25 protein-coding genes are annotated in these 26,246 nt (G+C 66.7%); 10 read left to right on the top strand and 15 right to left on the bottom strand.

All coding sequences use genetic code 11. The features are described from left to right. Positions 1-127: 127 nt before the first annotated feature. Entirely contained in the window at positions 128-1,111 is a 984-nt protein-coding gene (locus J0X25_RS35330) for a hypothetical protein (RefSeq protein WP_207288557.1), read from the bottom strand. Positions 1,112-1,351: 240 nt separating this feature from the next. After that, positions 1,352-2,875, bottom strand: a complete 1,524-nt coding sequence (locus J0X25_RS35325) for a glutamate-cysteine ligase family protein (protein WP_207288556.1) — start codon at positions 2,873-2,875, stop codon at positions 1,352-1,354. A 141-nt stretch (positions 2,876-3,016) separates the two neighbouring features. On the opposite strand from J0X25_RS35325, the gene J0X25_RS35320 reads away from it, so the two are divergent. Beyond that, complete coding sequence (locus J0X25_RS35320; protein WP_207288555.1) at positions 3,017-4,546, top strand: replication factor C large subunit; 1,530 nt, start codon at positions 3,017-3,019, stop codon at positions 4,544-4,546. A 115-nt stretch (positions 4,547-4,661) separates the two neighbouring features. After that, positions 4,662-4,859 carry a hypothetical protein gene (locus tag J0X25_RS35315; protein ID WP_207288554.1) on the top strand — a complete coding sequence of 66 codons (198 nt, stop codon included), beginning with the start codon at positions 4,662-4,664 and terminating at the stop codon, positions 4,857-4,859. 69 nt (positions 4,860-4,928) lie between these two features. Here the strand turns inward: J0X25_RS35315 and bioD are convergent, their stop codons facing one another. From bioD to bioB, 4 genes are all read right to left on the bottom strand, one after another. Further along, positions 4,929-5,627, bottom strand: a complete 699-nt coding sequence (gene bioD / locus J0X25_RS35310; RefSeq protein ID WP_207288553.1) for a dethiobiotin synthase — start codon at positions 5,625-5,627, stop codon at positions 4,929-4,931. Positions 5,628-5,636: 9 nt separating this feature from the next. Then, entirely contained in the window at positions 5,637-6,842 is a 1,206-nt protein-coding gene (locus J0X25_RS35305) for an aminotransferase class I/II-fold pyridoxal phosphate-dependent enzyme (protein WP_207290937.1), read from the bottom strand. Between the two features lie 145 nt (positions 6,843-6,987). Beyond that, a complete protein-coding gene (bioU, locus tag J0X25_RS35300; RefSeq protein ID WP_207288552.1) occupies positions 6,988-8,103 on the bottom strand; it encodes a (S)-8-amino-7-oxononanoate synthase BioU in 1,116 nt (371 codons plus the stop codon). Positions 8,104-8,128: 25 nt separating this feature from the next. Further along, complete coding sequence (gene bioB / locus J0X25_RS35295) at positions 8,129-9,241, bottom strand: biotin synthase BioB (protein ID WP_207288551.1); 1,113 nt, start codon at positions 9,239-9,241, stop codon at positions 8,129-8,131. 191 nt (positions 9,242-9,432) lie between these two features. On the opposite strand from bioB, the gene J0X25_RS35290 reads away from it, so the two are divergent. Together J0X25_RS35290 and J0X25_RS35285 are read left to right on the top strand one after the other, a co-directional pair. After that, a complete protein-coding gene (locus J0X25_RS35290) occupies positions 9,433-10,332 on the top strand; it encodes a haloalkane dehalogenase (protein WP_207288550.1) in 900 nt (299 codons plus the stop codon). A 296-nt stretch (positions 10,333-10,628) separates the two neighbouring features. Then, complete coding sequence (locus tag J0X25_RS35285) at positions 10,629-11,522, top strand: putative sodium/potassium/calcium exchanger (protein ID WP_207288549.1); 894 nt, start codon at positions 10,629-10,631, stop codon at positions 11,520-11,522. A gap of 139 nt (positions 11,523-11,661) precedes the next feature. Here J0X25_RS35285 and J0X25_RS35280 read toward each other — a convergent pair whose 3' ends face one another. The 4 genes from J0X25_RS35280 to J0X25_RS35265 form a co-directional block, all read right to left on the bottom strand. Continuing rightward, positions 11,662-11,814, bottom strand: coding sequence for a hypothetical protein (locus tag J0X25_RS35280; protein WP_207288548.1), 153 nt, complete (start codon positions 11,812-11,814; stop codon positions 11,662-11,664). A 168-nt stretch (positions 11,815-11,982) separates the two neighbouring features. Beyond that, complete coding sequence (sucD, locus tag J0X25_RS35275) at positions 11,983-12,855, bottom strand: succinate--CoA ligase subunit alpha (RefSeq protein WP_207288547.1); 873 nt, start codon at positions 12,853-12,855, stop codon at positions 11,983-11,985. Further along, positions 12,855-14,003 (bottom strand): ADP-forming succinate--CoA ligase subunit beta, encoded by a 1,149-nt coding sequence (gene sucC / locus J0X25_RS35270; protein WP_207288546.1) that lies wholly within the window; start codon positions 14,001-14,003, stop codon positions 12,855-12,857. Before sucC ends, sucD begins: the two co-directional genes overlap by 1 nt. 275 nt (positions 14,004-14,278) lie before the next feature. After that, positions 14,279-14,803, bottom strand: coding sequence for an Rrf2 family transcriptional regulator (locus J0X25_RS35265; protein ID WP_207288545.1), 525 nt, complete (start codon positions 14,801-14,803; stop codon positions 14,279-14,281). A gap of 216 nt (positions 14,804-15,019) precedes the next feature. Here J0X25_RS35265 and J0X25_RS35260 point away from each other — a divergent pair, with 216 nt between their 5' ends. The 5 genes from J0X25_RS35260 to J0X25_RS35240 all read left to right on the top strand — a co-directional run bounded on the left by J0X25_RS35260 (position 15,020) and on the right by J0X25_RS35240 (position 20,377). Further along, a complete protein-coding gene (locus J0X25_RS35260; protein ID WP_207288544.1) occupies positions 15,020-15,892 on the top strand; it encodes a UbiA family prenyltransferase in 873 nt (290 codons plus the stop codon). A gap of 168 nt (positions 15,893-16,060) precedes the next feature. After that, a complete protein-coding gene (locus tag J0X25_RS35255; RefSeq protein ID WP_207288543.1) occupies positions 16,061-17,503 on the top strand; it encodes an amidase in 1,443 nt (480 codons plus the stop codon). A gap of 124 nt (positions 17,504-17,627) precedes the next feature. After that, on the top strand, positions 17,628-18,470 hold the full coding sequence (locus J0X25_RS35250) for an aldo/keto reductase (protein ID WP_207288542.1): 843 nt from the start codon (positions 17,628-17,630) through the stop codon (positions 18,468-18,470). Between the two features lie 204 nt (positions 18,471-18,674). Further along, on the top strand, positions 18,675-19,445 hold the full coding sequence (locus J0X25_RS35245; RefSeq protein ID WP_207288541.1) for a hypothetical protein: 771 nt from the start codon (positions 18,675-18,677) through the stop codon (positions 19,443-19,445). Between the two features lie 740 nt (positions 19,446-20,185). Beyond that, positions 20,186-20,377: a DUF7333 family protein gene (locus J0X25_RS35240; protein WP_207288540.1), complete on the top strand. Its 192-nt coding sequence runs from the start codon at positions 20,186-20,188 to the stop codon at positions 20,375-20,377. Positions 20,378-20,476: 99 nt separating this feature from the next. Here J0X25_RS35240 and J0X25_RS35235 read toward each other — a convergent pair whose 3' ends face one another. The 5 genes from J0X25_RS35235 to J0X25_RS35215 all read right to left on the bottom strand — a co-directional run bounded on the left by J0X25_RS35235 (position 20,477) and on the right by J0X25_RS35215 (position 24,092). Continuing rightward, a complete protein-coding gene (locus J0X25_RS35235) occupies positions 20,477-21,448 on the bottom strand; it encodes a phosphoadenosine phosphosulfate reductase family protein (RefSeq protein ID WP_207288539.1) in 972 nt (323 codons plus the stop codon). 219 nt (positions 21,449-21,667) lie between these two features. Continuing rightward, positions 21,668-22,249 carry a DUF2150 family protein gene (locus tag J0X25_RS35230; RefSeq protein ID WP_207288538.1) on the bottom strand — a complete coding sequence of 194 codons (582 nt, stop codon included), beginning with the start codon at positions 22,247-22,249 and terminating at the stop codon, positions 21,668-21,670. A gap of 74 nt (positions 22,250-22,323) precedes the next feature. After that, positions 22,324-23,175 carry a TatD family hydrolase gene (locus J0X25_RS35225; RefSeq protein WP_207288537.1) on the bottom strand — a complete coding sequence of 284 codons (852 nt, stop codon included), beginning with the start codon at positions 23,173-23,175 and terminating at the stop codon, positions 22,324-22,326. 99 nt (positions 23,176-23,274) lie between these two features. Continuing rightward, on the bottom strand, positions 23,275-23,523 hold the full coding sequence (locus J0X25_RS35220) for a hypothetical protein (protein WP_207288536.1): 249 nt from the start codon (positions 23,521-23,523) through the stop codon (positions 23,275-23,277). Between the two features lie 98 nt (positions 23,524-23,621). Beyond that, entirely contained in the window at positions 23,622-24,092 is a 471-nt protein-coding gene (locus tag J0X25_RS35215) for an NYN domain-containing protein (protein ID WP_207288535.1), read from the bottom strand. Between the two features lie 455 nt (positions 24,093-24,547). On the opposite strand from J0X25_RS35215, the gene J0X25_RS35210 reads away from it, so the two are divergent. Next, a complete protein-coding gene (locus J0X25_RS35210) occupies positions 24,548-26,161 on the top strand; it encodes a S8 family serine peptidase (RefSeq protein ID WP_207288534.1) in 1,614 nt (537 codons plus the stop codon). Positions 26,162-26,246: the final 85 nt, after the last annotated feature.

Below are 26,246 nucleotides of genomic sequence, written 5' to 3'. Positions count from 1 at the left end.
CAGTTGTGGGTCGCGATAGTTAGCGTCACCGCTGGCAACTCGAGACTGCGGTTGGGCCGTCCGCGTGCACCACAATCCAATACGGCGCCTTTACGGTGTCTTCCGCCCCGAACGCGTACGAACCGTCCTAGTTCCCGCCGGTGGCCTCCTCCCACTCGGCTTCGATTTCGTCGATACACTCCTCCGCGTTCGGGTTGCTGTGGGTGATTCCGGCGACCACGTAGTCGTCCTGGTCGGTCGTCAGCCCGGCGATGACCGTCCCGTACTCGCCGTAGTCGGAGACCCTGACGAGGATCTCGTCCTCGTTCTCGACGACCCCCGGCTGGTCCGCGAGTTCGAAGACGATCGTTCCGGTAAACGGTGCAGACACGTCCTCGCCGATGGTGACGCCGTCTTCCATGAGCGTGTCGCCGACACCCGCCTCGTCGTAGAAGACCGTGCTCGCGTAGGCGATGTCGCCGGCCTCGAAGCTCCCGGAGACCGTCGCCCGCTCGCAGGAGTCGAACGTGACGTCTTCCTCGATATCACCGTTCCCGCCGGACTGAACGACGACCGTCTCGGAGACCTCGTGGGCACCCGTATCGACGCCGACGGGGAACTCCTCGCGGTTGCCGGACGGCTCGCCCGCCCTGAACTTGAGCGTAATATCGGCGGATTCCCCCGACTCGAGCGTCAGCGACTGACTGTCCTCGACGGAGGAGTCGTTGCCGACGACGAGTTCGACGTCGGTCGTTCCGGTCTCGTCGCCGACGTTTTCGATCGTCGCGTTCACGGTCAGCAGTTCTCGAGGACCGATCGGCGAGTTCGTCGACATCGCTGTCACCTCGAAGCGCGCGGGACTCGTTTCGTCGGTACTGTCACCGTTGTCTCCGTCGTCGGTATTGTTGTTGTTGTCGTCAGTGTTGTTGTCCTCGTCGTCGGTTCCGGTATCCACCGATTCGTCGCCCGTCCCCTCGGGCGCCTCGCCCTCCGACGTCTCGTTCTCCCCGTCGCCCGTGTCGATCTCTTCCGTGTTGTTCCCATCGTCGGTATCGTCCGCCGTGTTCAGACAGCCTGCGAGGCCGATTCCGATGCTGACTCCGGTTCCCGCCATGAACGTTCGTCGTTCCATGACCACCACATCGTAGTCACCCCACATCAATCCCTATCAAATCTGTCACGTCCGATTATTTTCATCAGATCATATCTAACCTGTTCTCAAACGCGTATGACACACTTTCCCACAATTCAGTTACTGAAAATACACATACAAGTCTGAATGTAATCAGTTCTGTCCGGTCGATCGGTCGGATTGCAGCGGGGTATCGGCCGCCGAGACGGATCGACTATCGGAACGCGTCTGCAGGACCGTTCACGACCACTGTGTGATCGGTTCGTCGCCCCCCGCTCGGCGAACGTACTCGCGTTGCATCGCCCGGACGGCGTCCTCGAAGCGCTCGCCCGCCTCGAGGTGGTCGCGAACGCGAGCCAGTTTCCAGCGACTCGGCGTCGTCCGCTCGGCCGCGCGCGCCTCGAGCGGGGCGAGGTACGTCTCGATGGTCTCCGACGAAACGCCCCGCTCGCGGAGCCCGCGACGGGCGAACGCGAAGAGTTCCCCGAAGATTTCGGTTCGGTCGCTCGTCCGGTGGCCGTCGGCAGTAATCCACGCGAGGTCGGCCTCGAGGCCGCGGTCGACCGCCTCGTAGAAGCTCCGTTCGGCGGCGTCTCGATCGAGGGTCGCGAGCGGATGGTCGGCCGCGCACAGCCCGTAGACGAGTCCGGCGACCAGACACTGGAAGGCCACGTTTTCCGCGATCGTCGGCTGCGTCGGCAGGGGTCGGTATTCGATGCGGATCGACCACCGATCCCCGCGGTCGACCGGCTGTCCCCCGATGACGGTCCGGAGCCACCGCCAGTAGGTCCCGCGCTTGTGGTCGAGTTCCCAGAACCGGTCCGCGAACGTCTCGCGGTCGCCGTCCGCGAGCCACTCGCGGAGGAAGGGTGCACACGTCGGGTCGGCGACCAGCGCCTCGAGGGTATCCGCCGCGGTCGAGATCTCCTCGGGGAATCGCACTTTCTCCCACGCGTCGTCGATCGACTGCTCGAACACCGGGATTCGCAGTTCGTGGGGCGTCGCCTCGAGCAGGCGGTACGGGTCGTCGGTCGCGTCGGGATCGTACAGGTCGGGGGGCAACAGGGGCGCGTTCGTCGCGAGCGCGAGAATCGGTCCGAGCGTCCGAACGGCGGTGTTGTAGTAGCGCGGAAACGCCTCGACGTCGGGCACCTGGACGTGTGGCTGGATCGAACTCGTCAGCGACTCGAACAGGATCGTCGGGAACCGCTCGTCGACGCCCGGCACCGAGAGCGAGACCGAGCCGTCCGTTTGCGCCAGGACGTCGTTGTCGATCGCGCAGTACCGAGGTGACGCGGTCATGTTCTCGGCGATGGAGACGCCTTCGCGTTCGCGAACGGCCGAGAGGTACGCGCGAGTGCCCTCCGACGGCGGAATCGTCCACATCGCGTCGAGGACGAGTTCGACCCCCGCGTCCGCGGCGGCCGCCTGTGCGCTCCGGTAGTGGCGGCGGAGTTGCGCCGCCTGTGAAGCGATCCCCGGCCCGTCGAACGTCGCCGGATCGGTGTTGCACTCGACGTTGTGTACCCCGAGTTCCCGCTCGCAGTCGCTCTCGAAGACGGCGTCGGGCACGCGAGCGAGCCGGCAGTCGGCGTCGACCGCGTAGGTCTCGAGCTCGAACCCCAGCCCGAAACTCGGGTTGTCGAGCCGTCCGGCGCGGAGGGCGTCGGTGAGACGGGCAGCCTGGTCGTCGACGCGACGGTCGAACTCGCGTCGGGTTTCGTCCGCGAGCGATCGAGTGACGAGGTCGACGAGGGTCGCCATTACGGAACCGACTCGAGCCAGTCGCTTCAAACGCGGGTGTACCGTCTCGGACTCGAGAGTATTGCGCCGGTTGTCGCAGGGAGCGGTCTCGAGAGTGACGCTCCGCAACCACTAAACGCGACTCGCACCAATCAGTGTCCAATGACCGACTGGACGGAGAAGTACCGCCCGACGACGCTGTCGGAGGTACGCGGAAACAACAAGGCCCGCGACAACCTCGAGGAGTGGGCCGAGACGTGGGACGACCACCGGAAGTCGGTGATCGTCCACGGCAGTCCGGGGATCGGGAAGACCTCCGCGGCCCACGCGCTGGCCAACGACATGGGGTGGCCGGTGATGGAGCTCAACGCCAGCGACGACCGGAAGGCCGACATCATCAAGCGCGTCGCCGGCGAGGCCTCGAAGAGCGGTACCCTCACCGGCGGCGAGGCGGGCCGCCGACTCGTGATTTTAGACGAGGCGGACAACTTCCACGGCAGCGCCGACTACGGCGGCTCCCGCGAGGTGACGCGGATCGTCAAGGACGCCAACCAGCCCGTCGTCCTCGTGGCCAACGAGTTCTACGACATGAGCCAGTCGCTGCGCAACAACTGCGAGACGATCGAGTTCCGGGACGTCTCCAAGCGCTCGATCGTCCCCGTGCTGCGGGACATCTGTCGGCGCGAGGGCGTCGAGTTCGAGGATGAAGCCTTAGAGAAGATCGCCGAGTCGACCAGCGGCGACCTTCGCTCGGCGGTCAACGACCTGCAGGCGGTCGCCGAGCAGGCCGAGCGGCTGACCGTCGAGGACGTCGTCACGAGCGAGCGCGACACGACCGAGGGCATCTTCGACTTCCTCGACGCGCTCATCAAGGAGGAGGACGCCGAGGGTGCGCTGCGGGCCTCCTACGACGTCGACGAGAACCCCGACGAGATGCTCAACTGGATCGAGGACAACGTCCCGAAGGACTACGCGGGGGCGGAACTGGCCGACGCCTACGAGTTCCTCGCGAACGCCGACCGCTGGCTGGGCCGGGTCCGCGCGAGCCAGAACTACTCCTACTGGCGGTACGCGACCGACAACATGACCGCCGGCGTCGCCGCCTCGCGCCGCGAGCCCAAGGGTGGCTGGACCCGCTACGGCCCGCCGAGCTACTGGTCGAAACTCGGCCGCACCAAGGGCACCCGGAACACCCGCGACGCCATCGCGGAGCGCATCGCCGAGCGCGAGGGAACCAGCGTCGCGACCGCCCGCCGGGAAATCCTCCCGTTCCTCGCGGCGATGACCCACCACTGCAAGAACCGCGAGCTGACGGTCCGCATGGCCGCCGTCTACGACCTCGACGAGGCGGAGGTCTCGTTCGTCACCGAGAGCGGGAAGGACACCAACAAGGTCCAGTCCATCGTCGAGGACGCCGAGGAGCTGCGGGCCGAGGAGACCGTCGAGCACTCCGGCAGCGCTTTCTTCGACGCCGGCGACGGTGACTCGAGTGACGCCGCTGGATCGACCGACGACGGATCGACTGGCGACGGTTCGGCCGCGGACTCGAGCGACGACGGCGACGGCAACGATCAGGAGACGCTCGCGGCGGCGACCGGCGCCGCGGACGAGCCGAACGCGTCCGAGTCGGAGTCGTCGACGGAGGAGTCCGAACCGGACGACGACCAGTCCGGACTCGGCGATTTCGTCTAGCCTCACCGACCAGTGAGCTGCCGATACAGTCGTTCTATCCCCACATACCTTAATGTATACTTATCGACACTATTAATCCGGAGAACGACGACAGGTACTATCGGTGACCGTCTGCATGCCCGAGCGACACAGCTGTCCACTCTGTACCGACGCGTACGACGACCGGCGAGACCTCCGCGTTCACCTCGAGGTCGAACATCGAAAATCGGAGATCGTGAGCGAGTTCATCGACCTGTGCGACGGCGCCGATGCGTCCCTCGACGACGACGCGCCGGCCGCCGAGACGGAGCGACCGACGCCGTCGGCCGACTGAGTTTCCGATCCGTTTGCCGCTACCGCCGTCCACCGTCAGTTGTCCCTGTCCGCAATCGCTCCATCGTCATCAGTCGTCCGTCGTCGCACCATCGTGGCCCGCGAGTCGCTCGAGGAACGCCGTCGAGAGCGCGTCGGCGACGCCGGTCGCCAGCGCCGCCGGCGAGTCTCCCTCGAGCGGGGGCACCGTCTCGACGTCGTACCCGGTCATGCGCTCGAGTTCCGCCGGGTTGGTCCGCTCGGCGAGCGTCGCGCCCGCGTACTCGTTGCAGACGACGCCGGCGACGTCGACGCCGCGGCGCTCGAGGGCCTCTATCGAGAGCGCCGTGTGATTGAGCGTCCCCAGCCCCGATCGCGTGACGACGACGGCCGTCGCGTCGAGGTCGGCGACGAGGTCGATCACCTCGCGGTCGTCGGCCAGCGGGACGCGGAGGCCGCCGATCCCCTCGACGATCGGGTGAGCGGTCGCCGAGAGCGCGTCCTCGCAGGCCGTCCTGATCGCCTCGTAGGAGAGTTCCTCGCCGGCCGCTTCGGCTGCCACCCGGGGCGCCAGCGCGGGCTCGAGGTAGCGCGGACAGGTCGCCGCAGCCGGCTCCTCGCAGGCCTCGGCGACGAAGCCGGCGTCGTCGTCCGGCGGATAGCCGGTCTGAGCGGGCTTGATCGCCCGCGCGTCCAGTCCGTTCTCGCGGAACCAGCGGGTGATCCCCGCCGTCACGACGGTCTTTCCGATATCGGTTCCAGTGCCAACGATTGCGATCGGATCGGTCATGGTGTCACACTAGAGCAGTCCGACTTCGTCACCGGCCGCCCGGAACGCCTCGAGACAGGTGACGATGTCGTCGTGGTCGTGGGTCGCCATCGGGGCGACCCGAATTCGGCTGGTTCCCTCGGGGACCGTCGGCGGGCGGATCGCGGGCGCGACCACGTCGCGCTCGCGGATGCCCTCGGCGAGCGCGAGCGCGTCCCCGCGGTCGCCAACTACGACGGGGAGGATCTGGGAGTCGCCCAGGACCCGAAATCCCATCGACTCGAGGCCGTCCCGGAGGTGGGCGACGTTCTCCCAGAGCCGTTCGCGGACGTCGCTGTGTCGGGCGACGTGCAGCGCCTCGCTGGCGGCCGCGGCCGCGGTCGGGGCGAGGCCGGTCGAGAAGACGAACGACCGGGCGTCGTTGCACAGACACTCGATCAGGTCGTCGCTGCCGGCCACGTAGCCCCCCTGACTCGCCAGGGCCTTCGACAGCGTCCCCATCTGGACGTCGACGCGATCCGCGAGCCCCTCGGCCTGGACGACGCCGCCGCCGTTCGCGTAGAGACCGGTCGCGTGGGCCTCGTCGACCATCACCCAGGCGCCGTGGTCCTCGGCGGCGTCGCAGATGGCCCCGAGCGGCGCGACGGTGCCGTCCATGCTGAAGACGGAGTCGGTGACGATCAGCCAGGACTCGTCCTCGTCGGCGATCGCCGCTCGCTCCCTCAGTTTCGACCGCAGGCTCTCGGCGTCGCAGTGGCTGTAGACGACCGTCTCGGCGCCGGCCAGTCGACAGCCGTCGATGATGCTCGCGTGGTTGTACTCGTCGGAGAAAATCACGTCCGGCGCTAAGGCGGTGATCGTGCCGAGGTTCGCGGCGTACCCCGAGGAGAACGCGAGCGCGCGATCCGTCCCCTTCGTCTCGGCGAGCAGTCGCTCGAGGTCCCGATGGACGAGCGTGTCGCCGGTGACGAGCCGACTCGCGCCGGCGCCGGTCCCGACGGTCGCGGCGGCCTGCCGGGCCGCGTCCTGAATTCGCTGGTCGTCGGTCAGCCCGAGGTAGTTGTTCGAGGCGAACACCAGCGCCTCGTCGGCGTCGAGGACCGGAAGCTCACCACCCGACGGCGGGGCGAAGTAGCCGCGCTCGGCGACCCGATCGACGGGGGACAGCGATCGCTTCAGATCGGATTCCTCGAGGGTGGCGAGTCGGTCCTCGAGGTCGAACCCGCGGTCTTCCATTCGGATGAACGGAGACAGTGCCATGGTTTCACTCTCACGGTTCTATTCGACACGACTCTTGTACCGATCCGCGGCCGGTTCCGGCGCGAATCGGTGCGGTTCGCCACGCAGCGCGTCATCGGGTGGTTGCCAGCCCCGGCCCGATTCAGAATCCGGGCATCAGTTCGGCGGGGCCGAAGACGCCGTACTCGCCCGCCCGGTTCCGTCGGACGCCCGCCTTGAGGTAGCCCAGCGCCGGCCCGTTGACGTTCGCCTCCATGCTCGTCGCGTCGCCGAGCTGGAAGGTGTTGGTCGCCGTCTCGCCGTCGAACGTCCGGCCCGTCACGCGGACGGTCGTCGTCGTCGGCTTCTCGTCGCTGCGCACGTCGAGGATCCCACCGACTTCGACGTCCTCGGCGTCGCAGACGCCCGCGCGCTCGAGGAGGACGTCGTCGGCGTGTTCCATGTCCTCGAACTCGATGACGCCGTCGTGGTCGTCGATGATGTCCTCGATCGCCTCGTCGGAGAGGGCGCGCGCGGTCTCGATGTCGTACTCGGGGAGGTGCGCGATGTCCTCGCGGACGGTGCCGCGGTTGTCCTCGTAGCCCGACTTGAGGCCGACGCCCCACCAGATGTCGACGCTCTCGACCTCGACGAACGACTGGGCCGCCAGCGCGGCCGCGCCGGTCAGCAGGCCGGGGGTCGCGCCCGCGCCGCAGATGAACGTGATTCCGTTGTCCTCGAACGTCTCGCTACGCTCGTCGAGCATGTCGATCACGCGCGAGCGCTTGAGAACGTCGATCATCACGCCCGAGTAGCCGCCCTCGACGAACCGATCGGCGGTCCGCGGGATGAAGTCGTGCTCGTAGTTCGGCAGCGCCAGCAGGACGGCGTCGATCCCGTCGCCGTGGTCGATGACGTCCTGGATGGGGTCCTCGCTGGGGCGGGCCTGCTCGGAGGCGACGACGCCCCTGTCTTCGCCGTGCTGTTTGACGCCGCCGTCGCTGTCGGCAGCGGTAGCGGCCGATCCACCGTCAGAGCGAAGCTCTGACGAGGATCGCGAACCTTCGGTTCGCTCACCGCCGTCCGTCGCCACTTCGTTATCGATGTTCCCCTCCGTCGCGGCCAGTAATTCGTCGACGTCCAGTCCGTCGAAGTCGATCGCGGTGCCGTGGCGGTCACAGGCCGCGACCGGTGTCAGGTGGTCCTTGTGCTGGCTGACCTCGAGTGCTCGTCGGCCGATACCTCCCGTGCCAAGTACTGCAAACGTGATGTCGTCCATGAGTGTCGCTGTGATGAAAGCTGCGTCAGTCGTCGCTCGGTTCCGCGCCTGTACTCGCTGTCGTTTCGGTCGACGACTCCGTCGACGTCGACGCACCGTGGCGGGCCTTGACCTCCTCCGGGTCGAACTCGTTGGCGTCCATGTTGGGCTCGAGTCCGGCGCGCTCGACGATCTCCAGATCCTCGGCGGGCGACTGACCCTCGGTCGTGAGGTAGTCGCCCGTCAACAGGCCGTCCGCACCGGCCTCGAGCGGCAGGTGCTGCTCGTCGGGGGACAAGTTGACCTCGCGGCCCCCGGTCAGGCGGACCCGCGCGTCGGGGTGGAGCAGTTTGTAGACCGCGACCGTCTTGACGATCTCCTCGGTCGTGATGTCGACGCCCTGCTCGGCCATCGGCGTCCCCGCGACCGGATTCAGAACGTTGACCGGGAGCGAGGAGACGCCGATATCCTGTAGGGCGATGGCTGCCTCGACGCGATCCGTCGGCGTCTCGCCCATCCCGAGGATGACGCCCGCACAGAGGTCCATGCCGGTCTCTTTGGCCACCTCGAGGGTCTTCACGCGATCCTCGAAGCTGTGGGTGCCGACGACCTCGGGGAAGTAGTTCGGGGAGGTCTCGATGTTATGATTGTAGTGATTGATCCCCTCTTCCGCGAGGATTTCGGCCTCCTCTTCGGTGAGGATGCCCAGCGAGGCGTCGACCTCGAGGTCGCACTCGTCGCGAACGAGGCGGATGGACTCGAGGACCTCCGCCCACTCCTCGGGGCGGTGTTCCTTCGAGACGCCCTTCTCGGCGACGACGATGCCGAACCGCTGGGCACCGTCGCGCTCGGCCCGTTTGGCCGCCTCGAGGATCTTCTCTGGGCCGAGGAAGCCGTAGGTGTCGATGCCGGTGTCGAAGTGGACCGACTGCGCGCAGAAGCCACAGTCTTCGGCGCAGTTGCCCGCCTTCGCGTTGACGATCGAGCAGGCGTCGACCGTGCCGTCGCCGAAGTGATCGCGCACGGCGGCGCCGGCCTCCGCCAGCGGCTCGACCGGTTGTGCCATCAACGCGATGCCGTCGGTGCGATCGAGTCGCTCGCCGGCGAGCACCCGCTCGAGCGCGTCGTCGACCGTCTCGTTGTTCGTCTCGTAAACCACGATTCAAATATCGGTTAACGAGATGATAATGATTGTGGATCCTCCCGTCATTTGCGACTCGATCGTCGTCGAGTGACGACGGCGGTGCGCACCGGCTCGAACCCGGTATTGGGCTGAGTTAACAAACGCCGATTATCACCCGATTGGTTTACCAACATTTGAGTACGAGTACCGTGTCTCTTAGTGACGTAATGGTGGTCACCGTACCCGAGGAGCGATTCGAGGACGTCCCGAATTTCGACTACGAACCGCAGTACGTCGACGTCGGCGAGTTGCGAATGGCGTACGTGGAAACCGGCGGCGGTACAGACGATGACGATGCCGATGAGACGTTCCTCTGCCTCCACGGGGAGCCGACGTGGTCGTTCCTCTACCGCAAAATGATGCCCACGCTGGCCGAGCGCGGTCGCGTCGTCGTCCCCGACCTGATCGGCTGCGGACGCTCGGACCGGTACGAGGACCGTGACGAGTATTCCGTGGAAATGCACTACGACGCGCTCAAGACGTTCGTCGAGGAACTCGACCTGACGAACATCACGCTCGTCTGCCAGGACTGGGGCGGCGTTCTCGGCCTCCCGCTCGCGATCCACGAGCCCGAACGGTTCGCGCGCATCGTCCCGATGAACACCGGCGTCCCCGACGGGACGCAGGAGATGAGCGACCGGTGGCACGAGTTCTCCGAGATGATCGCGACCGCCGAGGATCTCGACATCGGGAGGCTCGTCCGGAACGGCTGCTACCGCGACCTCTCGGAGGAAGAGGTCGACGCCTACCGCGCGCCGTTCCCCGACGAGCGATACATGGCCGCCGCGCGGACGTTCCCCGGTCTCGTCCCGACGTCGCCCGACGACCCCGGGGCGGACCTGATGTCCGAGACGCAGGACCTCCTCGGCGAGTGGGAGAAACCCGCGTTCGTACTGTTCGGGAGGGAGGATCCGATCACCTCCCACGACCGCGATCCGCTTCGACACCACATCCCGACCGCGACCGAGCAACCGGACATCTGGATCGACGACGCGGCCCACTTCCTGCAGGAGGACGCTGGCGAGGAGATCGCCGAGCACATCGTCGAGTTCGTCGACCGAACCTGACGCGGCGGCCGCGTCGATTCGCGAGCGGACGGCGTGTGGGGGTCCGACGCCGCCTCGAGGGCCGTCGCCGGTCCAGTGCGATTCTCCGCGTGGGATGCGATTCTCAATGTGATGCTCTGGCGACGATTTTCGAACCCGTCGGTCGCTGCGGGCAAAAAGACTATATTTGTCAACTTCATCCTGCGAACGATCCGTCGACGGCCGTCAGGCTAATACGCCATTAGCACACCTCGCCGGGCGTGAAAAAATTGCAAAAGTTAAAGTCGTGCGATTATGTAGTATCGCGGAACGGATACATGACAGATAGTACGCTGAACGCAAACTCGGGTGACGGCGCGCTCGAGGTCGGCGGGGCCAACGAACTGTTCGGGGAGCTGACGGACGAGTTACCCGAGCAGGGAGCCGGCGACGGGGAGCCGGCGGACGCCGGCGAGGGAGCACCGACCGAGCCGTCGACGGGGGGCGACTCGGGCGACGAGACCGAATCGTCGGCGGTCGAAGACCAGACGGCGACCGCGGTCTTCGGACAACTGCAGGAGACCGCCGACCCAGAGGGCGTCGACGACGTCCTCGAGGACGAGACTCCCGAGGAGATCATCGCGAGCGCGGACGAGCAGGAGCCCGAACCGGACGCGGTCGTCGACGACCTCCTCGTCGACGAGGCGGCCCTCGAGGAACTCCTGTTGACCGACCGGACGAAAGACGAGGAGTTCCTCTGGGTCGAGATCGACGACGACGCGTCGACCGAGGCCGCGGACCGGAACGGCGATCCGAGCGAGGCCGACTCGAGTCGCAGTACGGCCGAGACCGAAACTGATCTCGAGTCGGCGTCCGACGGTCTCGAGTCAGCCACCGATGACGACGACCCCGTTGGCGAATCGGATATCGACGACACCGACGAACCTGCCGCAGACGACACCGACGAACCCTCCGTCGACGACACTGACGGAGAATCCACAGTCATCTCTGAGGAGCGCGTTCGAGCGGCGTTCGCGAACGACTCGTCCGACGACGAAGCGGCGACGTCGATCGCGGACGAAGAAGGAGCATCTGACGTCGGCGCGGACGCGTCCGAATCGACGGAGACCGCACTCGTCGCGACTGACGCCGACGTCCCCGCGACCACGGACGACGAGGAGTCGTCCGGCGTGTTCGGCTGGCTTCGCTCGAAACTGGGCGGCCTGTTCTAGCGGGTCGACCGGTCGCGAACGCGATTCGGCGCATCTTATCTCTTCGAACGGCTCGGAACGTCTCGAGGTGATGTCTCCTTCTTGGGTCTCGGTTTCGACTGCTCTCGAGGACAGGTCGCCGCCGGTATGCCGGTCGTCGTTATGGATCGGGGTGCCACGCGATCCCCTCCCGGCGGACCGTGAACGGGCGACTCCCACACTCCGGACAGGCGGTCCCGCCCGATTCGGCGTCCGGTCGGTCGGGAATCGTGTGCACGGCGCCGCAGTCGTCGCAGACGATTCGTACTGGCATGGGTCCACTAACGGGCGGCAGCCACGTCCGGCTGTTGCCGGAGGCTGCGCGGGACCGGTCTGGAGTAGCGCTTCGAAAAAACGGTTCGGGAAGACGGTCCTCCTCGAGTCGCCGTTCGTCGTTCGAGCGGGCGGCAAGACGACGATCGACTCGAGTGCCGTCCGGTCGCTACGCGAGGAACTCTTCGATCTGGTCGGCGACCTCCTCGGGCGTGTCGCCGACGGGGACGCCCGCGTCGTTGAGGGCGCTGATCTTGCTCTCGGCGGTACCGGTACCGGAGCCGGAGACGATGGCGCCGGCGTGGCCCATGCGCTTGCCCGGCGGTGCGGTGCGGCCGGCGATGAAGCCGGCGACCGGCGTGTCGACGTAGTCGTCGATGAACGCGGCCGCTTCCTCCTCGTCTTCGCCGCCGATCTCGCCGCACATGACGATGGCGTCGGTGTCGGGATCGTCCTCGAACAGCTCGAGGGCGTCGACGAAGTCGGTGCCGATGATCGGGTCGCCGCCGATACCGATGGCGGTCGTCTGCCCGATACCGCGGTTCGTCAGGCTGTCGACGACCTGGTAGGTCAGGGTCCCCGAGCGCGAGACCAGCCCGACGTTGCCCTCCGCGAAGATGTTTCCGGGAAGGATGCCGAGTTTGGCTTCGCCGGGCGTGATGAGGCCCGGACAGTTCGGACCGATGAGTCGCGTGTCGGTCTCGGAGAGTCGCTTGTTGACCCGGGCCATGTCCTGGGTCGGGATGCCCTCCGTGATGGCGACCGCCAGATCGAGATCCGAATCGAGCGACTCGAAGACGGCGTCGCCGGCGAAGGCCGGCGGGACGAAGATGACCGAGGTGTCGGCGTTCTCCTCCGCGACGGCCTCGTGGACCGTGTCGTAGACGGGGACGCCCTCGACCTCCTGACCGCCCTTGCCGGGGACCGCGCCGGCCACGACGTTGGTGCCGTACTCCATCATCTGCTGGGCGTGGAACTTGCCTTCCCCGCCCGTGATGCCCTGTACCACGACGCGCGTGTCGTCGTCGACTAGAACGCTCATTATTCGTTCACCTCCGCAGCGTACTCGACGGCACGCTGGACCGCGTCCTCGAGGGTCTGTTCGACCGTCACGAGGTCCTCGTTGAGAATCTCCATGCCTTCCTCCCAGTTGGTCCCGGCCAGTCGGACGACGACCGGCTTGGGAATCTCGTCGAACTGCTCGAGCGCCTCGTTGATCCCCTTGGCGACCTCGTCGCCGCGGGTGATGCCGCCGAAGATGTTGAAGACGACCGAATCGACGTTGTCGTCGGAGAACACCATGTCGAGCGCGTTCGCGATGCGCTCGGCTTTCGCGCCGCCGCCGACGTCCAGGAAGTTCGCGGGTTCGCCGCCGTAGTGGTCGACGAGGTCCAGCGTCGTCATGACGAGGCCCGCCCCGTTACCGATGATACCGACGTTGCCCTCGAGGCGGACGTAGTCGAAGTCGTACTCGTCGGCCTTCTGCTCGAGTTCGTCGCCGCCCGCGGCCTCTTCTTCCATCTCGGCCAGTTCGGGCTGGCGGAACAGCGCGTCCTCGTCGATGTTCATCACGGCGTCGGCCGCGATGACCTCGTCGTCGCTGGTGACCATCAGCGGGTTGATCTCGGCGTCGGCGCCGTCTCGGTCGTCCCAGAGCTGATAGAGCGTGGTGAGAACGCTCGAGACGTCGCGGGCGACCGACTGGTCGACGCCCGCGTCGTAGACGGCCTTCCGGGCCTGGTAGGCGTGCATCCCGAAGGAGGGGTCGATGTGCTCGCGCGCGATGGCGTCGGGGTCCTCCTCGGCGACCTCCTCGATGTTGACGCCGCCCTTGGTCGAGACCATCGCGACGGGTTTCCCCTCGCCGCGGTCCATCGTGATCCCCACGTAGAGCTCGTTGGTGAAGTCGACCGCTTCCTCGACGAGCACGCGATCGACGTGGTAGCCCTTGAGATCCATCCCCAGAATCTCGTCGGCCGCCTCGCGCGCTTCGTCCTCGCTGTCGACGAGTTTGATCCCGCCGGCCTTCCCGCGGCCGCCGACCTGTACCTGCGCTTTGATCGCGACTGGATACCCGATCTCCTCGGCCGCGGCGACCGCGCCGTCGACGTCGGAGGCGAGTTGAGACGCCGGCGTCGGGATGCCGGCGTCGGCGAAGACTTGCTTCGCCTGGTACTCGTGCAGTTTCATAGCCATTCGAACGGGCGTTCCGACCTTGCTTAAATCCTGTTAGTTTCCACTCGCGACGCGAAATCGATCGATGACCGGGAACTCCATCGGGGCCGTCCGCGGCGAACGTGTTTCCAGACGGCTACTTTGTGTAGGTCTTCAACTAGGTATCGGCAAGAGTTTCCCACACGTTCGAACTCGAGCCCGAATCGTCTGCTCGAGTGCCCGATTTCCCAATTCGAGTGGCTGGCAACGAGAACGGCGCCTCGAGCGGCTGTCGACGTCGGTCTCGTCGGTCAGCGGTCCGACTCCGGCGTCTCGAGTCGAGCGACGTCGACGATCAACACGTTGTCGGTCGACTGGACGGCGTCGATCACGCCCGCGAGGAGCAGCTCCGTGCCGGGCGAGATGCCGATGGCGACCGCGTCGCCCTCGCCGAACTCCTGTACCGACTGCTGAAACTGGATCTGTGCGCGGCACAGCTCCGGGTGGTGGACGTTCGTGAACCGAACGTCGTCGACGATGGCGTCGATGCGCTCGAAGTCGCGGGCCAGCACGCCCGTTTCGGGGTCGCCGATCGGTTCCCGGTCGAGGACCGAGTAGGCGGCCTCGGTCGGTCGGTAGCCCCCCTTCGGCCCGCGGACGCCTTCGACCAGGTCGAGGTCGCGCAGGTTCGCCATCTGTCGGCGGAAACTCTCGGTCTCGAGGCCGAGTTCGGCCGCGACGGTCTTGGCCCTGACGGGCCCGTCGGTTCGCTGGAACTCGTTGACCAGTGCGGTCAACGCCCGACGACGGGTCGGCGTCAACGAGATTTCGGTCATACCGGCTCTAGTCAACCCCGCTACTTATACGGTGACATCCGCACCGGCGTGAAGGGCTGGATTCGCTCTTCGAAGAAAGAGCGGGACGTCGAAACCCAACGGTTTCAGCCGCTGGAAGCAGTCACTCCGGTACTCGAGACGGGGCTCGACAGGGACCAACACAGCATTCAAGCGTCTTCCTCCCCGACTCATTCCCACGACTGAGGCCGAGTCCCCGTGAGTAACTCGATCGCAACACAGCGGACCCGACGGTGGCTCTCGTCGCTGGAGTCCGCCCTTCGCGTGCTCGTCCACAGCAACCTCTTCATCTCGCTGGCCACGACGAGCGTGGTCGTCACGACGGTCCTCCTCGCGGACCTTCCGGTCGAGCCCATTCCACTGTTCATCGTCTTCGCGGCGACGCTGTTCGTCTACACGGTCAACCGCTTCACCGACCTCGAGGAGGACGAGGCGAACGTCCCGAAGCGGGCGTCGTTCACCAGACGCTACGGCTGGCTCCTGCTGGTCCTCGGCGTCGCGCTGTACGTCGCCGCCATCGCCGTCGCGGTCGCGCTGGGGCTCCCGGGGGCGATCTACCTCTTCCTGCCGCTGGTCGTCGCACTCCTGTACTCGGTGGGCGGAGTCAAGGAGGTCTTCCTCGTGAAGAACTGCTTCGTCGGGGTCGCCTGGGGACTGCTCCCGCTCGGCGCGGGCTACTACTACGGGCAACCGTGGCGCCTCGAGATCCTCGCGATGGCCGGCTACGTGACGGCGATGATCACCGTCGCGGCCGTGATCTTCGACGTCAAGGACATCGAGGGCGACCTCGAGGAGGGGATCCCGACCGTCCCCAACCGTCTAGGGCCGGCCGCCACCAGGCGTTACTCGCAGGCCGCGAACGCGTTCATCGCCGCGGCCGTGGTCGCCGTCGTCGCCGCCACCGACCTCTCGAGCGCGTTCCTCGCGCTGCTGGCGATGAACGCCTACGTCGCGGGCTACATCCCCTTCGCGACCCCCGACCGCGGGCCGCTGTTCTACGGCTTCGTCGTCGACGGCGAGCACGTCTTTCTGGCGGCCGTCGTCGTCGCCCTCGAGTGGCTGGTCTGGTAACCGTTGGTCGCCGAACCCCTCGCCGCGACCGGGCGAGACGAGCGTTCACAGGCTCGGCCGCTGGGACGCACAGTAGTACCAGTAGACGGACGCCGGGAGACCCGCTCGAGTCCGCCGGTCGCCGCAGTTCTTGATAACATATAACACAGTCGGCCTCGTGCTACCGGTATGTCCCACGAGTCGGACCTCACGCGACTGTCGGCGACCGAACTCGCGACACGGATCAGAAACGGCGACGTCACGGCGACCGCGGCCGTCGAGGCACACCTCGATCGAATCGAGGCCGTCGACGACGAGATCAACGCCTTCGTCACGGTCTGTAGCGAGGCGGCGCTCGAGGCCGCCGCCGAGGCCGACCGCGCGCTCGAGGCGGGCGAACCGACCGAGGGCGGCGAGGATCTCGGACCGCTCCACGGCGTCCCGGTGGCCCTGAAGGATCTCGGTAGTCTCAAAGAAGGTGTCAGGCACACATACGGCTCAGCGCTCTTCGCGGACAACGTCGCCGAGGAGACGGCGGCCGTCGTCGAGCGGTTGGAAGCGGCGGGTGCGATCGTGATCGGGAAGACGAACACGCCCGAGTTCGGCCACAAGGGGACCACCGACAACGAACTCGTCGGCGCGACGGCGTCGCCGATCGACATCGACCTCAACGCCGGCGGCTCTTCCGGGGGGTCCGCTGCGGCACTCGGCGGGAGGATGGCGCCGATCGCGACGGGCAGCGACGCGGGCGGCTCCCTGCGGATTCCCGCCGCCGCCTGCGGCGTCTACGGTTTCAAGCCGACGTTCGGACTGGTGCCCGACGACGGTCGGCCGAGCGCCTTCGGTCGGAAGACCCAGCACGTCACGACGGGGCCGATGACCCGAACGGTCGCGGACGCCGCCCTCATGCTCGAGGCGATGGCCGGCCCGCATCCGGCCGATCCCTCGAGCGTCCCCGTCGAGATCGACTACCGGGCGGCCGTCGAGCGACCGATCGAGGACTACCGGATCGCCTACAGTCCGGACCTCGACGTCTTCCCGGTCGCGGACGAGGTGCGAGCGGTCGTCGACGACGCCGTCGGCGCGTTCGAGGCCGCGGGGGCGACCGTCGACGAGATCGAACTCGACCACGGCTACTCGCTGGAAGAACTGCAGGAGGCGACGATGGCGACGTACATGACGTCGATCCTCGAGACCGCGACGATCGTCGAGGAGGCCCACGGGATCGACCTGCGCGATCATCCCGACGAGGTCTCCGACAGCCTGCTCGCGATGATCCATATCGGCGAGGGGTCCGGCCCCGAGGACCTCGCTCGCTCCGGGGTCGTTCGGACGGGCTTCTACGACGCCGTACAGGACGTCCTCGCCGACTACGACGCTCTCGTGACGCCGACGCTCTCCCGGGGCGACGTCGGCCTGCACGAGGAGCTCTCGTCCAGCGCGTGGGACTGGCCCCTGACGTGGCCGTTCAACTGGACCGGGCATCCGGTCGCCTCGGCACCCGCAGGCCTCACGGAACGAGGACACCCGGTCGGCCTCCAGATCGTCGGCCGGCGCTTCGGCGACGACGACGTGCTCGCGGTGAGCGCGGCGCTCGAGCGCGAACGGCCGTGGGAGCACCTGTACGAATAATCGCCGAACGACGTCGACCGATAGCGACACCGCTACCCTGAAACGGGATCGCGGGACGGTTCCGGAACCCGAACCGGTCACCGCAACCCAAACCCATTTTCGCTCGCTGGCCCACGAATCGCACATGGGAACGCAAGACGCCGAATCAGTGGCGCCGGGAACGTGTCCGACCGCCAGCGGCATGCCGATGCTCGGACTCGGAACGTGGCAGAACGACGACCCCGAGCAGTGCGCCGAGAGCGTCCGGACGGCCCTCGAGACGGGGTACCGACACATCGATACCGCGCAGGCCTACGACAACGAGGAAGCCGTCGGCGAGGGGATCGCCGCGGCCGACGTCGACCGCGAGGAGGTCTTCCTCGCGACCAAGATCTGGATCTCGAATCTCGCGCGCGAGGACGTCCTCGAGACGGCCCGCGAGAGCATCGATCGGCTCGGCGTCGACTACGTCGACCTGCTGTACGTCCACTGGCCGGCCGGGGAGTACGACGGCGAGGAGACCCTGTCGGCCTTTTCGGAGCTGTACGACGAGGGGCTGATCGAGAACGTCGGGATCAGCAACTTCCTCCCCGAGCAGGTTCAGGAGGCAGTCGATATCTGCGACGCGCCGATCCTGGCCAATCAGGTCGAACTCCACCCGCTGCTTCCCCAGCCCGACCTGCGCGAGGCCTGCGAGAACGCCGGCGTCGAGGTCGTCGCCTACTCGCCGATCGCCCGCGGCGAGGTGTTCAACCAGCCCGAGATTCAGGAGGTTGCCGAGAAGCACGGCGTCAGCGAGGCGCAGATCAGCCTCGCCTGGGCTCGCGAGAAGGGCGTCACCACCATCCCGAAGGCGACCGGCGAGGACCACATCAGCGACAACTGGGAGTCGCTGACCCTCGAACTCGACCGAGAAGACGTCGACAAGATCGATAGTATCGACGAGACGAACCGCGAGGTCGACCCGGACTTCGCCCCCTGGAACTGATCGCGTCTCGTTGCCCCGGTGACGATCCGTCTCCGCGTTCGAACGCGGACGCTCTTTTCTCGAATACGACGGAGTGGGAACCGTTTGCGGCCGGAGACAAAGGGAGTGATCGGTTTCGATCGCCGTATTATGTCAAGATTGGATAGTGTAATCGAAAGATGAAAAGCAGGAAAGTTTACGGTACCCCGGCTTTTTGGCTCGCGTATGTCCACCCGCTCACGACAACGTGGCGGCGGTGGGTTCGTCGGCGCGGTCAAGGCCGACGTACAGCGGTTACACGGTGCGTGGATGGAACTCGTCTTTCCACGCCAGCGTGGCCGCGGCCACTCCGTCATGGGAAAGTGGAAGCCCGAGACCCTCCCCCAGACGATCGGCTACCACACCTGGAGTATCCTCGGTCTCTTCGGCCTGCTGCTCCTCTACCCACTCACCGTCGTCGGACTCGCGACCCGCTTCTACGCGGCGAAACTCGACTCGACGCGCACCCGCCTCGGCATCGTCGGCGTCACCGGCACCGCGCTGCTCGGCTGGGGCCTGCTGACGCTCGCCTGGGGGGCGATGTCGTACATGGAACAGGTCGACATCCCCCTGAACTCGGTCCTCGCGGTCGCCGCAGCCAGCGGCGTCGCGACGCTGTCGACCGCACTCGCCGCGGCGTGCACCAAGAAGGGCGGCCGAGCCGTGACGGTCGTCTTCGCGTACCCGCTAGCGATGACGGCGCTGTTCCTCCCGCCGGTCGTCGCCGCGCTGGTGACGCCGTCGCTGCATCCTTACATCCTCGAGCCCAGCTACGAGTTCGCCGCGTGGGCGCTCGACAACGTCCTGACCGTCGGCGGCGTCAACGAGTTCCTGCGCTCGAACTACCAGCTCGAGGGAGCCGCCTACGCCGCGATGTGGCTCGGCATCTCGATCCCGCTTGGCTGGTTCCTCGGCATCGTCGTCGCATTGGCGAACCTGGTTCGTCCGTCGGAGTAACGATCCGAACGCGGCCGCCACGCTTTTCCAGTAGATCGTCACAAGGATTCTCCGTTCAGAACGATCCGTGGAACTCGGGTTCGGTATGGGCTGAGAACGGACCACGCTCGGTCGAGGAACCGGCATACAGTGGCGCGCGCTGGCGGAGGACCGAGCGATAGCGAGGGGCTCCGACGGAACTGCGCGAGGGATGAGCGAGCGACGACGGAGCGAGCGAATCGGCTGGGGAGGGCGTGGCGACTCACCGTTACCACGATAGCAGGTCGCTTCGTTTCACCCGCCGCTCCAATCGAAGCGTCGGTCCTTTCGTACGTGTAGTTGCTGTTCAGTACAGAGAACGAACTTTTTCCGCCTCGGGTTCGCCACGGCGAACCACTCTCTGTTCGCGGACGGAGTCCGCTCACACGGCTCGAGGGACGCGGAGCGTCCCTCGCTGGGCGCAAAAACGTCCTCAGAAATCGAAGATTTCTGATGGGCCCGCGAGAGCGACGCTCTCGCGGACTTCGATGAAAAAGGCCGACGGCTCGGCCTTCGGCCTCGCTGTCGGTGAACCGCTCACGTCGCTCGCGGATGCTGAAAGTGTTCCATGCGCAGATGGCGTGAACGAATCGAACATACCAGTTTCGCGTTTTCTGCTCGAGTCAGAATACCGGATTCATCGTACCGACGCTCGGTTCCACGATCGCAAACGGGCTGCCGATTCCCGAGACCATTAGGGACCCCTCTCCTAACCCTCGCGTATGGAGTTCAACGAACTGACGACCGCAGTCGCATTCGTCGCCGTGATCGTCGTCGGCGTCGGCGGACTGATCGCCGCACCCATGATGACGACCGAGACCGTGCTGATGATGGTCGCCCCGTCGATGATCGTCTTCGGCGCGATCATGCTCGGGATCGGCGTCCTGTACGGGCAGTACCGCGCGACGCGGTGACCGACGCGGACGAACGCCTCGAGCGCGACGGCGCGACCGCTCGAGGGCGGGACAGTGACGAAAAACCGCGGCGGGATTCGAACGCGATCGACGCGCGGCCTACATGTAGCCGAGATCGCGCAGGCGCTCCATCAGGTCCTCCTTGTCCTGGGCGCGGCCCGCGCGCTCGGTCGTTCCCTCGAGGTCCTGCAGCCACGCGGGGTCCTCGTCGCTCTTCTCGGTGCTGACTTCGCTGCCCAGCGAGCGGAAGCCGGCGAAGTACTTCGGCGAAATCGGGACGTCCTCCTGTTCGACGCCCTCGGGGAGGTCGTCGTCGGACTGGGGCACGTAGCCCTCCTCGGGGAAGTTCTCGACCGTGTCCGGCACCACGAAGTTCCAGAAGGCCTCCCAGACCGCGGCCTCGTCGAACTGCAGAATGGGCTGGATGCGGTCGTGGGGCGGGTAGATGTCGGGATCGTGGCGCGGCGAGAAGAACGTCTCGTCGGCGCGGGCCTCCTGTTCGTCCCAGCGGACGCCGCTAATGACGCCGTCGATGTCGTACTCCTCGAGCGCGTCGTTGAGCGCGACCGTCTTCAGCAGGTGGTTGCCGACGTAGGTGTCCAGCAGGAACGGGAACGTGTCCTCCTCGTACTCGAGGATGTTCTCGACGTGGTGCTGGTTGTGCTCGGAGAGCTCGTCGATCTCGATCTCGTCGCCGGGCTCGAACCCGTGCTCGTCGACGTAGTCGCCGACGTCCTCGTTGCGCGCGTAGATGACCTCGAGGTCCCACTCGTCGGCCCAGTGGTCGACGAAGTCGTGGATCTCGTCGAAGTGCTGGTAGTGGTCGATGAAGACCGCGGGCGGTACCTCGAGATCGAAGCGGTCGGCGACCTCCTTGATGAAGTACAGCGTGAGCGTCGAGTCCTTGCCGCCGGTCCACATCACGGCCGGGTTCTCGTACTCCTCTAAGCCCTCGCGGGTGACCTCGATGGCCTTCTCGATCTTGTCCTGAATGTGGGGATAGTCCTCGGGATCTTCGCCGTCACCGTCGTCGTAGTCGACGTCGACGTAGTCGGGGAAGTTATCGCTCATGTGGTGTAATTAGATATAATTAGGAGCGTTAAACCGTTTGGGGGAGCGGAAACGTCTGTCGGCACCTGCGACGAGCGGGCACCTGCCGGTTCGGCGTCGTTCGTCGTCCTCGAGAACCCGTCTCGGATCGCAGTCGCGGGTTCGGACCCCCGATAGCCACTCCTACTCGGCGGACGCAGTCCGCACGGCGACCCGAACGGCGGGCCGCCGGGGCGGGCGTCAGTCCTCGTCCTCTTCGACGACTTCGGGATCGCTCATCGCGCTCTGGAGGCTATCGAGTCCGTTGATCCACTCCGTGACCAGCCCGTACTCGAGGTCCTCGGCGACGGCCATGTCGAGTTTCTCGCCGTCGATGATGAGCGTTCCCGCCTGCGCGGCGTAGCCCAGCGCGGCATCGAGGTCATCCTCGGCCTCGGCGTCGGCCGCGGCGCCGAGGTAGTCGCCGACGCTGCCCTCCTCCGGCGGGCCGCCCGCGATGAACTCCTCGGCGGCGAAGAAGACGCAGACGAGACTCGTCTGGACGCCGTCGACGAGGATCAGTTTCTCCTCGTCCTCGATGTCGACCTCGCCGAGCACGATCTCGCGCACGTCGTTGATCTCCGCGAGCGCCTCCTCCTGCTCGAGTTCCCCGTCGTCGTAGGCGGCGACGATCTTCGCGATGGCGATCGCCGTGTCGTCCTGCAGGTTGAGCAGGAGTCGCGCCGACGATTCGTCCTCCGGATCGATATCCTCGTCTTTGATGCGGTCGATCCAGTTCTGCCAGCGTTCCTCCGAGTAGAACTCGGTCGGGGGATTGCTCATACAGTCACCTACACCGGCCGCTTGAAATGCCTTTCTCTACTCTATGCCGATCTTACTCGAGCGAAACGGCAGCTTTAGGCACGCTCGAGGGTCCCTTCCGTGTCGATTCCGTACACGCGCTCGGGCGTCTCGACGTGGGCGATGCGGACCGCCTCGTCGCGGCCGTTCTCGAGCAGCCACCGGACCCGCCGCGGGACCGTCTTGGGTCCCAGTACGGCGCCGGGACGGTCCGGATCGTCGACGTAGTCGGTCTCCATCAGGAACGGCTCGCCCCGCTCGGCGGCCGTCTCGAGGCGGTCTTTCTCGCTCATGACGCTCGGGGTCGGTCCCTCGAGACGACCGCTCGCGTAGTGTTTGACTACCCTGTGTGCGGGGAGTCCGGCCGCCTCGGCCCACTCCGCCACCTCGGTCATGTCCTCGCTGGCCTCGGCGTGCAGTTGTACCGCGCAGTCGAGGTCCGCACCGTGCTCGAAGGCCCGGCGCATGACCGCGTTCGAGGCGTCCCAGACGGCGTCGTCGACCTCGTAGTGGGGCCGTCCCGACTTCAGCGCCAGCGCCTCACCCGATTCGACGTACTCCGCGGCGACGTCGATTCCCGCCTGCATGAGGTCGCGCGCCTCCTCGGGCGCGAAGCCGCGGTCGTCGACGAGCCGCGAGATCAGTCCCGGGTGGACGCCCAGCACGGGCCACGCGCGACCGTCGAGTTCGCTCGAGGCCTCCTCGACGATTTCGATGGTCCGCTCGAAGACCGCTCGGAAGTCCTCGCCCGTCTCGGCTTCGACTCCGAGGTGCCACGAGGGCTTGTTCACGACGAGGAGGTGGGTGCCGCCGAGGTGGGCGAAGTCGCGGACGGCGTCGATACCGCGGTGGTTGTCCGGATCCAGGTGGAGGTGGTCGTCCAGCACCGGCGTCTCGTCGTCGATCATACGCGCCAGTGGGCGGGCCACGCGGGAAAACTCTCCGACTTCCGACGTCTGACTCGAGTCACGAGGCGGCCGCGAGCGAGACCCGCGCGACCGCCGGGGTTATATCGTCCGTCGATACCGACAGCTCGGGCAGTAGATCGTCCGATGGCGAACGATCAACAGGCTCTCGCCGCACTTGCACGGCCCGCCGATCGAGACGTCTTCGAACTCCCTGACGACGCCTTTCAGCGTGTTCTCCAGTCGCTCGATGCGTCGCTCGGTATTTGCGAGTCGGTCCTCGAGATCCCGGAGTCGGTTCGAGCGCACGCGCCTACCTCTCGCGGGCGTCGAGCGGGTTCTGTGATTCATGGAGCCATCAACGAGACAGGGGCGATTAAGCGTGTGGGAGTGACTCGCAAGGGTGGCGGCCGCCGACTCGTCGTCGCGTGCGTCCGTGGTCTGGGACGTCAGGAGCCCAGCGTGATCGCCTCGTCGGCCGCGTTCTGGAGCGCGTCCGAGCGACCGTGGGAGCCGGGGGCGATCGCGATCGTCTCGACGCCGACGGTGCCCGCGTACTCGAGGACGGGCTTGAAGTCGGTATCTCGGGAGGCGACGGCCAGTCGGTCGATGGTCCCGTCGCCGGCTAACGCGGTCGCGTCGACGGCGAGTTTGACGTCGACGTCGCCGCTGGTGACGATCACCTCGAAGCCGCGTGCCTCGGCGGCCTGAATGAGCCCGGGGGTGGCGTGTTCGTCGAGGTAGAGCCGGATGACGCCGACCCGGCCCAGCTCGCGCGCGGCGTCCCGGAGATCGTTCAGGTCGACGTCGAACTCGTCGCGGAAGACGTTCGGCCCGTCGACGAACAGCCCCACCGTCGGCTCCGTCTCGGGGTCCGGACCGACGAGGCGGACGAGACGAGCGCGAACGCGGTCGAACATGCAGTATCGTTTTTGGGGCCGCGAGATAGGTGTGACGGATCGGAACGAGGCGACCGCGAAATCGGATCGGCGGGCCGAAACGGCAACGAACTCGAATAACGGTCTCTCTGGTCGGGACGGAGTTCCGTGCGTATCGCCGTCGTCGATCAGAGCCACCAGTCCGACCACCCGAACTCGAGCGACCGCCGGCGACCGCGCCGGCGAGTGACGCGACGACCGAGACCGCGGACGCGCCCGTCGTCCTCGCCGTCACGGGCGACCGACGCCGACACGACGCCAACGGCCGAGTAGTTGTTCCCGGTTAGACGGGCCACCTAACCGACTGCCTGTACACGTTCACTCCTTATCAGCGCACCCGGTTTTATTCGGTCGGAACTCTTCCGATATCATTCTGAATAAATGTTCCACAGTTCGATAAGAGTTTACTAATTTCAGGTAATGATGACTGTCACCCCATGCCTCAGAACGGTCCCCGAGACGAGACGACGAACGATACGTACGATCGGCGGCGATTCCTCTCCGGCGCCGGAGCCCTGGTCGCGGGCGGACTCGTCGGTTCGACCGGCGTCGCCAGCGCGTCACCCGGCCGCGAGCCGGGTCCGAAGACGGACGAACTGATCGTCGGCATCTCGCCGACGGTCGCCGACCTGCCGGGCGAGGCCCGCGCGGCGGTCCCCGGCCACGTCGAGGTCGTCCACACCAACGAGGCGATCAGCTACGCGACCGTCGCCGTCCCCTCGGACGTCCCCGCCCACGCCCGCAAGCAGTTCGTCGACGCGATCAGAAACTCCCCCCACGTCGAGTACGTCGAGCGGAACGCGACCCTCCAGTCGTTCGTCGAACCCGACGACTCCTACTACGAGGCCCAGAACGCCCCGCAGGCGATCGGCTGCGAGACCGCCTGGGAGACCACGCTCGGCAGCGATGACGTCCTCATCGCCACCGTCGATCAGGGCGTCCAGTACGATCACCCCGACCTCGAGGGCGTCGTCGACGACCGCGTCGGCGAGAACCTCGCGGGCACGGGCAGCGATCCGTATCCGACGAGCGAGGACGAACAACACGGCACGCACGTCGCCGGAATCGCCGCCGCGAAGACGGACAACGGCCGCGGATCGGCCGGGATCAGTAACTGCTCGCTGCTCTCCGTTCGCGCACTCGACGAGAGCGGCGAGGGATCGCTCTCGGACATCGCCGACGGGATCCAGTGGGCCGCCGACGCCGGCGCCGACGTCATCAACCTCTCGCTGGGCGGCGCGAACGGCTTCAGGACGCTGCGGACCGCCTGCGAGTACGCCCTCGAGCGCGGGGTGGTGCTCGTCGGTGCCGCGGGCAACCAGGGCGCCGACGACGGCGTCGCCTATCCCGCCGCGTACGAGGACGTCCTCGCCGTCTCGGCCCTGAACGGGGACGCGCTGGCCTCGTTCTCCAACACCGGGTCGGAGATCGACATCGCCGCACCGGGTACGGGACTCGTCTCGGCGGTCCCCTGGGACGGCTACGCCCGGCTGTCCGGCACGTCGATGGCGGCCCCGGTCGTCGCCGGCGTGGCCGGGCTCGCGCTGTCGGCCCATCCCGACCTCACCCCCGCCGACCTCCGGGCGCACCTCACGACGACGGCCACCGACCTCGGTCTCGAGTCGACCGCGCAGGGCGCCGGCCGGGTCGATGCGGCCGCGGCCGTCGAGACGGATCCCTACCCGGAGGAATCCGGTGAGGACGAGCCGACCGGCGAGTGCGGCGACGAGACCGTCACCGCGAGCGCCGACGGCTCCCTCGCGGGCGGCTGGTGGGGCGAGAGCGATCGGTACCGGTACGCGCTCCGGACCAGCGATCCCTGCTCGGCGACGATCACGCTCGAGGGCCCCGCGGACGCCGACTTCGACCTCTACGTCAACGTCGACGGCAGTTCGCCCAGCCGGTGGGACAGCCACGAGTCCGCGACCGGCTCGAGCGCCAGCGAAGCGATCGAACTCGAGTTGACGGGCGACGAAGACCTGCGACTCCAGATCCACGCGAACGCCGGCAGCGGTTCGTACACCCTGCGGATCGAAGAGCGCGGTCGCTAACCGGGAGCTGGAGGAGCGACCACCAGCAGAACGACGGCCCAAAGGCTGCTGCAGTCCGGTCGTAAATTCAACTTCAGAAATCGAC

The sequence above is a fragment of the Haloterrigena alkaliphila genome (assembly GCF_017352155.2).
Classification (GTDB): domain Archaea; phylum Halobacteriota; class Halobacteria; order Halobacteriales; family Natrialbaceae; genus Haloterrigena; species Haloterrigena alkaliphila.
Note: the sequence above shows the minus strand (reverse complement) of the source record. Positions and strands in the feature narration are given on the sequence as shown.

Excerpts from the sequence above, each read along its gene's own strand:
- J0X25_RS35230 (WP_207288538.1), bottom strand. The coding sequence starts at position 22,249 with ATGAGCAATCCCCCGACCGAGTTCTACTCGGAGGAACGCTGGCAGAAC.
- J0X25_RS35255 (WP_207288543.1), top strand. The coding sequence starts at position 16,061 with ATGTCCCACGAGTCGGACCTCACGCGACTGTCGGCGACCGAACTCGCG.
- J0X25_RS35285 (WP_207288549.1), top strand. The coding sequence starts at position 10,629 with ATGACAGATAGTACGCTGAACGCAAACTCGGGTGACGGCGCGCTCGAG.
- J0X25_RS35325 (WP_207288556.1), bottom strand. The coding sequence starts at position 2,875 with ATGGCGACCCTCGTCGACCTCGTCACTCGATCGCTCGCGGACGAAACC.
- bioD (WP_207288553.1), bottom strand. The coding sequence starts at position 5,627 with ATGACCGATCCGATCGCAATCGTTGGCACTGGAACCGATATCGGAAAG.
- J0X25_RS35250 (WP_207288542.1), top strand. The coding sequence starts at position 17,628 with ATGGGAACGCAAGACGCCGAATCAGTGGCGCCGGGAACGTGTCCGACC.
- J0X25_RS35315 (WP_207288554.1), top strand. The coding sequence starts at position 4,662 with ATGCCCGAGCGACACAGCTGTCCACTCTGTACCGACGCGTACGACGAC.
- bioU (WP_207288552.1), bottom strand. The coding sequence starts at position 8,103 with ATGGACGACATCACGTTTGCAGTACTTGGCACGGGAGGTATCGGCCGA.
- J0X25_RS35245 (WP_207288541.1), top strand. The coding sequence starts at position 18,675 with ATGTCCACCCGCTCACGACAACGTGGCGGCGGTGGGTTCGTCGGCGCG.
- J0X25_RS35225 (WP_207288537.1), bottom strand. The coding sequence starts at position 23,175 with ATGATCGACGACGAGACGCCGGTGCTGGACGACCACCTCCACCTGGAT.
- J0X25_RS35265 (WP_207288545.1), bottom strand. The coding sequence starts at position 14,803 with ATGACCGAAATCTCGTTGACGCCGACCCGTCGTCGGGCGTTGACCGCA.
- J0X25_RS35215 (WP_207288535.1), bottom strand. The coding sequence starts at position 24,092 with ATGTTCGACCGCGTTCGCGCTCGTCTCGTCCGCCTCGTCGGTCCGGAC.
- sucD (WP_207288547.1), bottom strand. The coding sequence starts at position 12,855 with ATGAGCGTTCTAGTCGACGACGACACGCGCGTCGTGGTACAGGGCATC.
- J0X25_RS35280 (WP_207288548.1), bottom strand. The coding sequence starts at position 11,814 with ATGCCAGTACGAATCGTCTGCGACGACTGCGGCGCCGTGCACACGATT.
- J0X25_RS35305 (WP_207290937.1), bottom strand. The coding sequence starts at position 6,842 with ATGGAAGACCGCGGGTTCGACCTCGAGGACCGACTCGCCACCCTCGAG.
- J0X25_RS35235 (WP_207288539.1), bottom strand. The coding sequence starts at position 21,448 with ATGAGCGATAACTTCCCCGACTACGTCGACGTCGACTACGACGACGGT.
- J0X25_RS35240 (WP_207288540.1), top strand. The coding sequence starts at position 20,186 with ATGGAGTTCAACGAACTGACGACCGCAGTCGCATTCGTCGCCGTGATC.
- J0X25_RS35320 (WP_207288555.1), top strand. The coding sequence starts at position 3,017 with ATGACCGACTGGACGGAGAAGTACCGCCCGACGACGCTGTCGGAGGTA.
- J0X25_RS35220 (WP_207288536.1), bottom strand. The coding sequence starts at position 23,523 with ATGAATCACAGAACCCGCTCGACGCCCGCGAGAGGTAGGCGCGTGCGC.
- J0X25_RS35290 (WP_207288550.1), top strand. The coding sequence starts at position 9,433 with ATGGTGGTCACCGTACCCGAGGAGCGATTCGAGGACGTCCCGAATTTC.
- J0X25_RS35210 (WP_207288534.1), top strand. The coding sequence starts at position 24,548 with ATGCCTCAGAACGGTCCCCGAGACGAGACGACGAACGATACGTACGAT.
- sucC (WP_207288546.1), bottom strand. The coding sequence starts at position 14,003 with ATGAAACTGCACGAGTACCAGGCGAAGCAAGTCTTCGCCGACGCCGGC.
- J0X25_RS35330 (WP_207288557.1), bottom strand. The coding sequence starts at position 1,111 with ATGGAACGACGAACGTTCATGGCGGGAACCGGAGTCAGCATCGGAATC.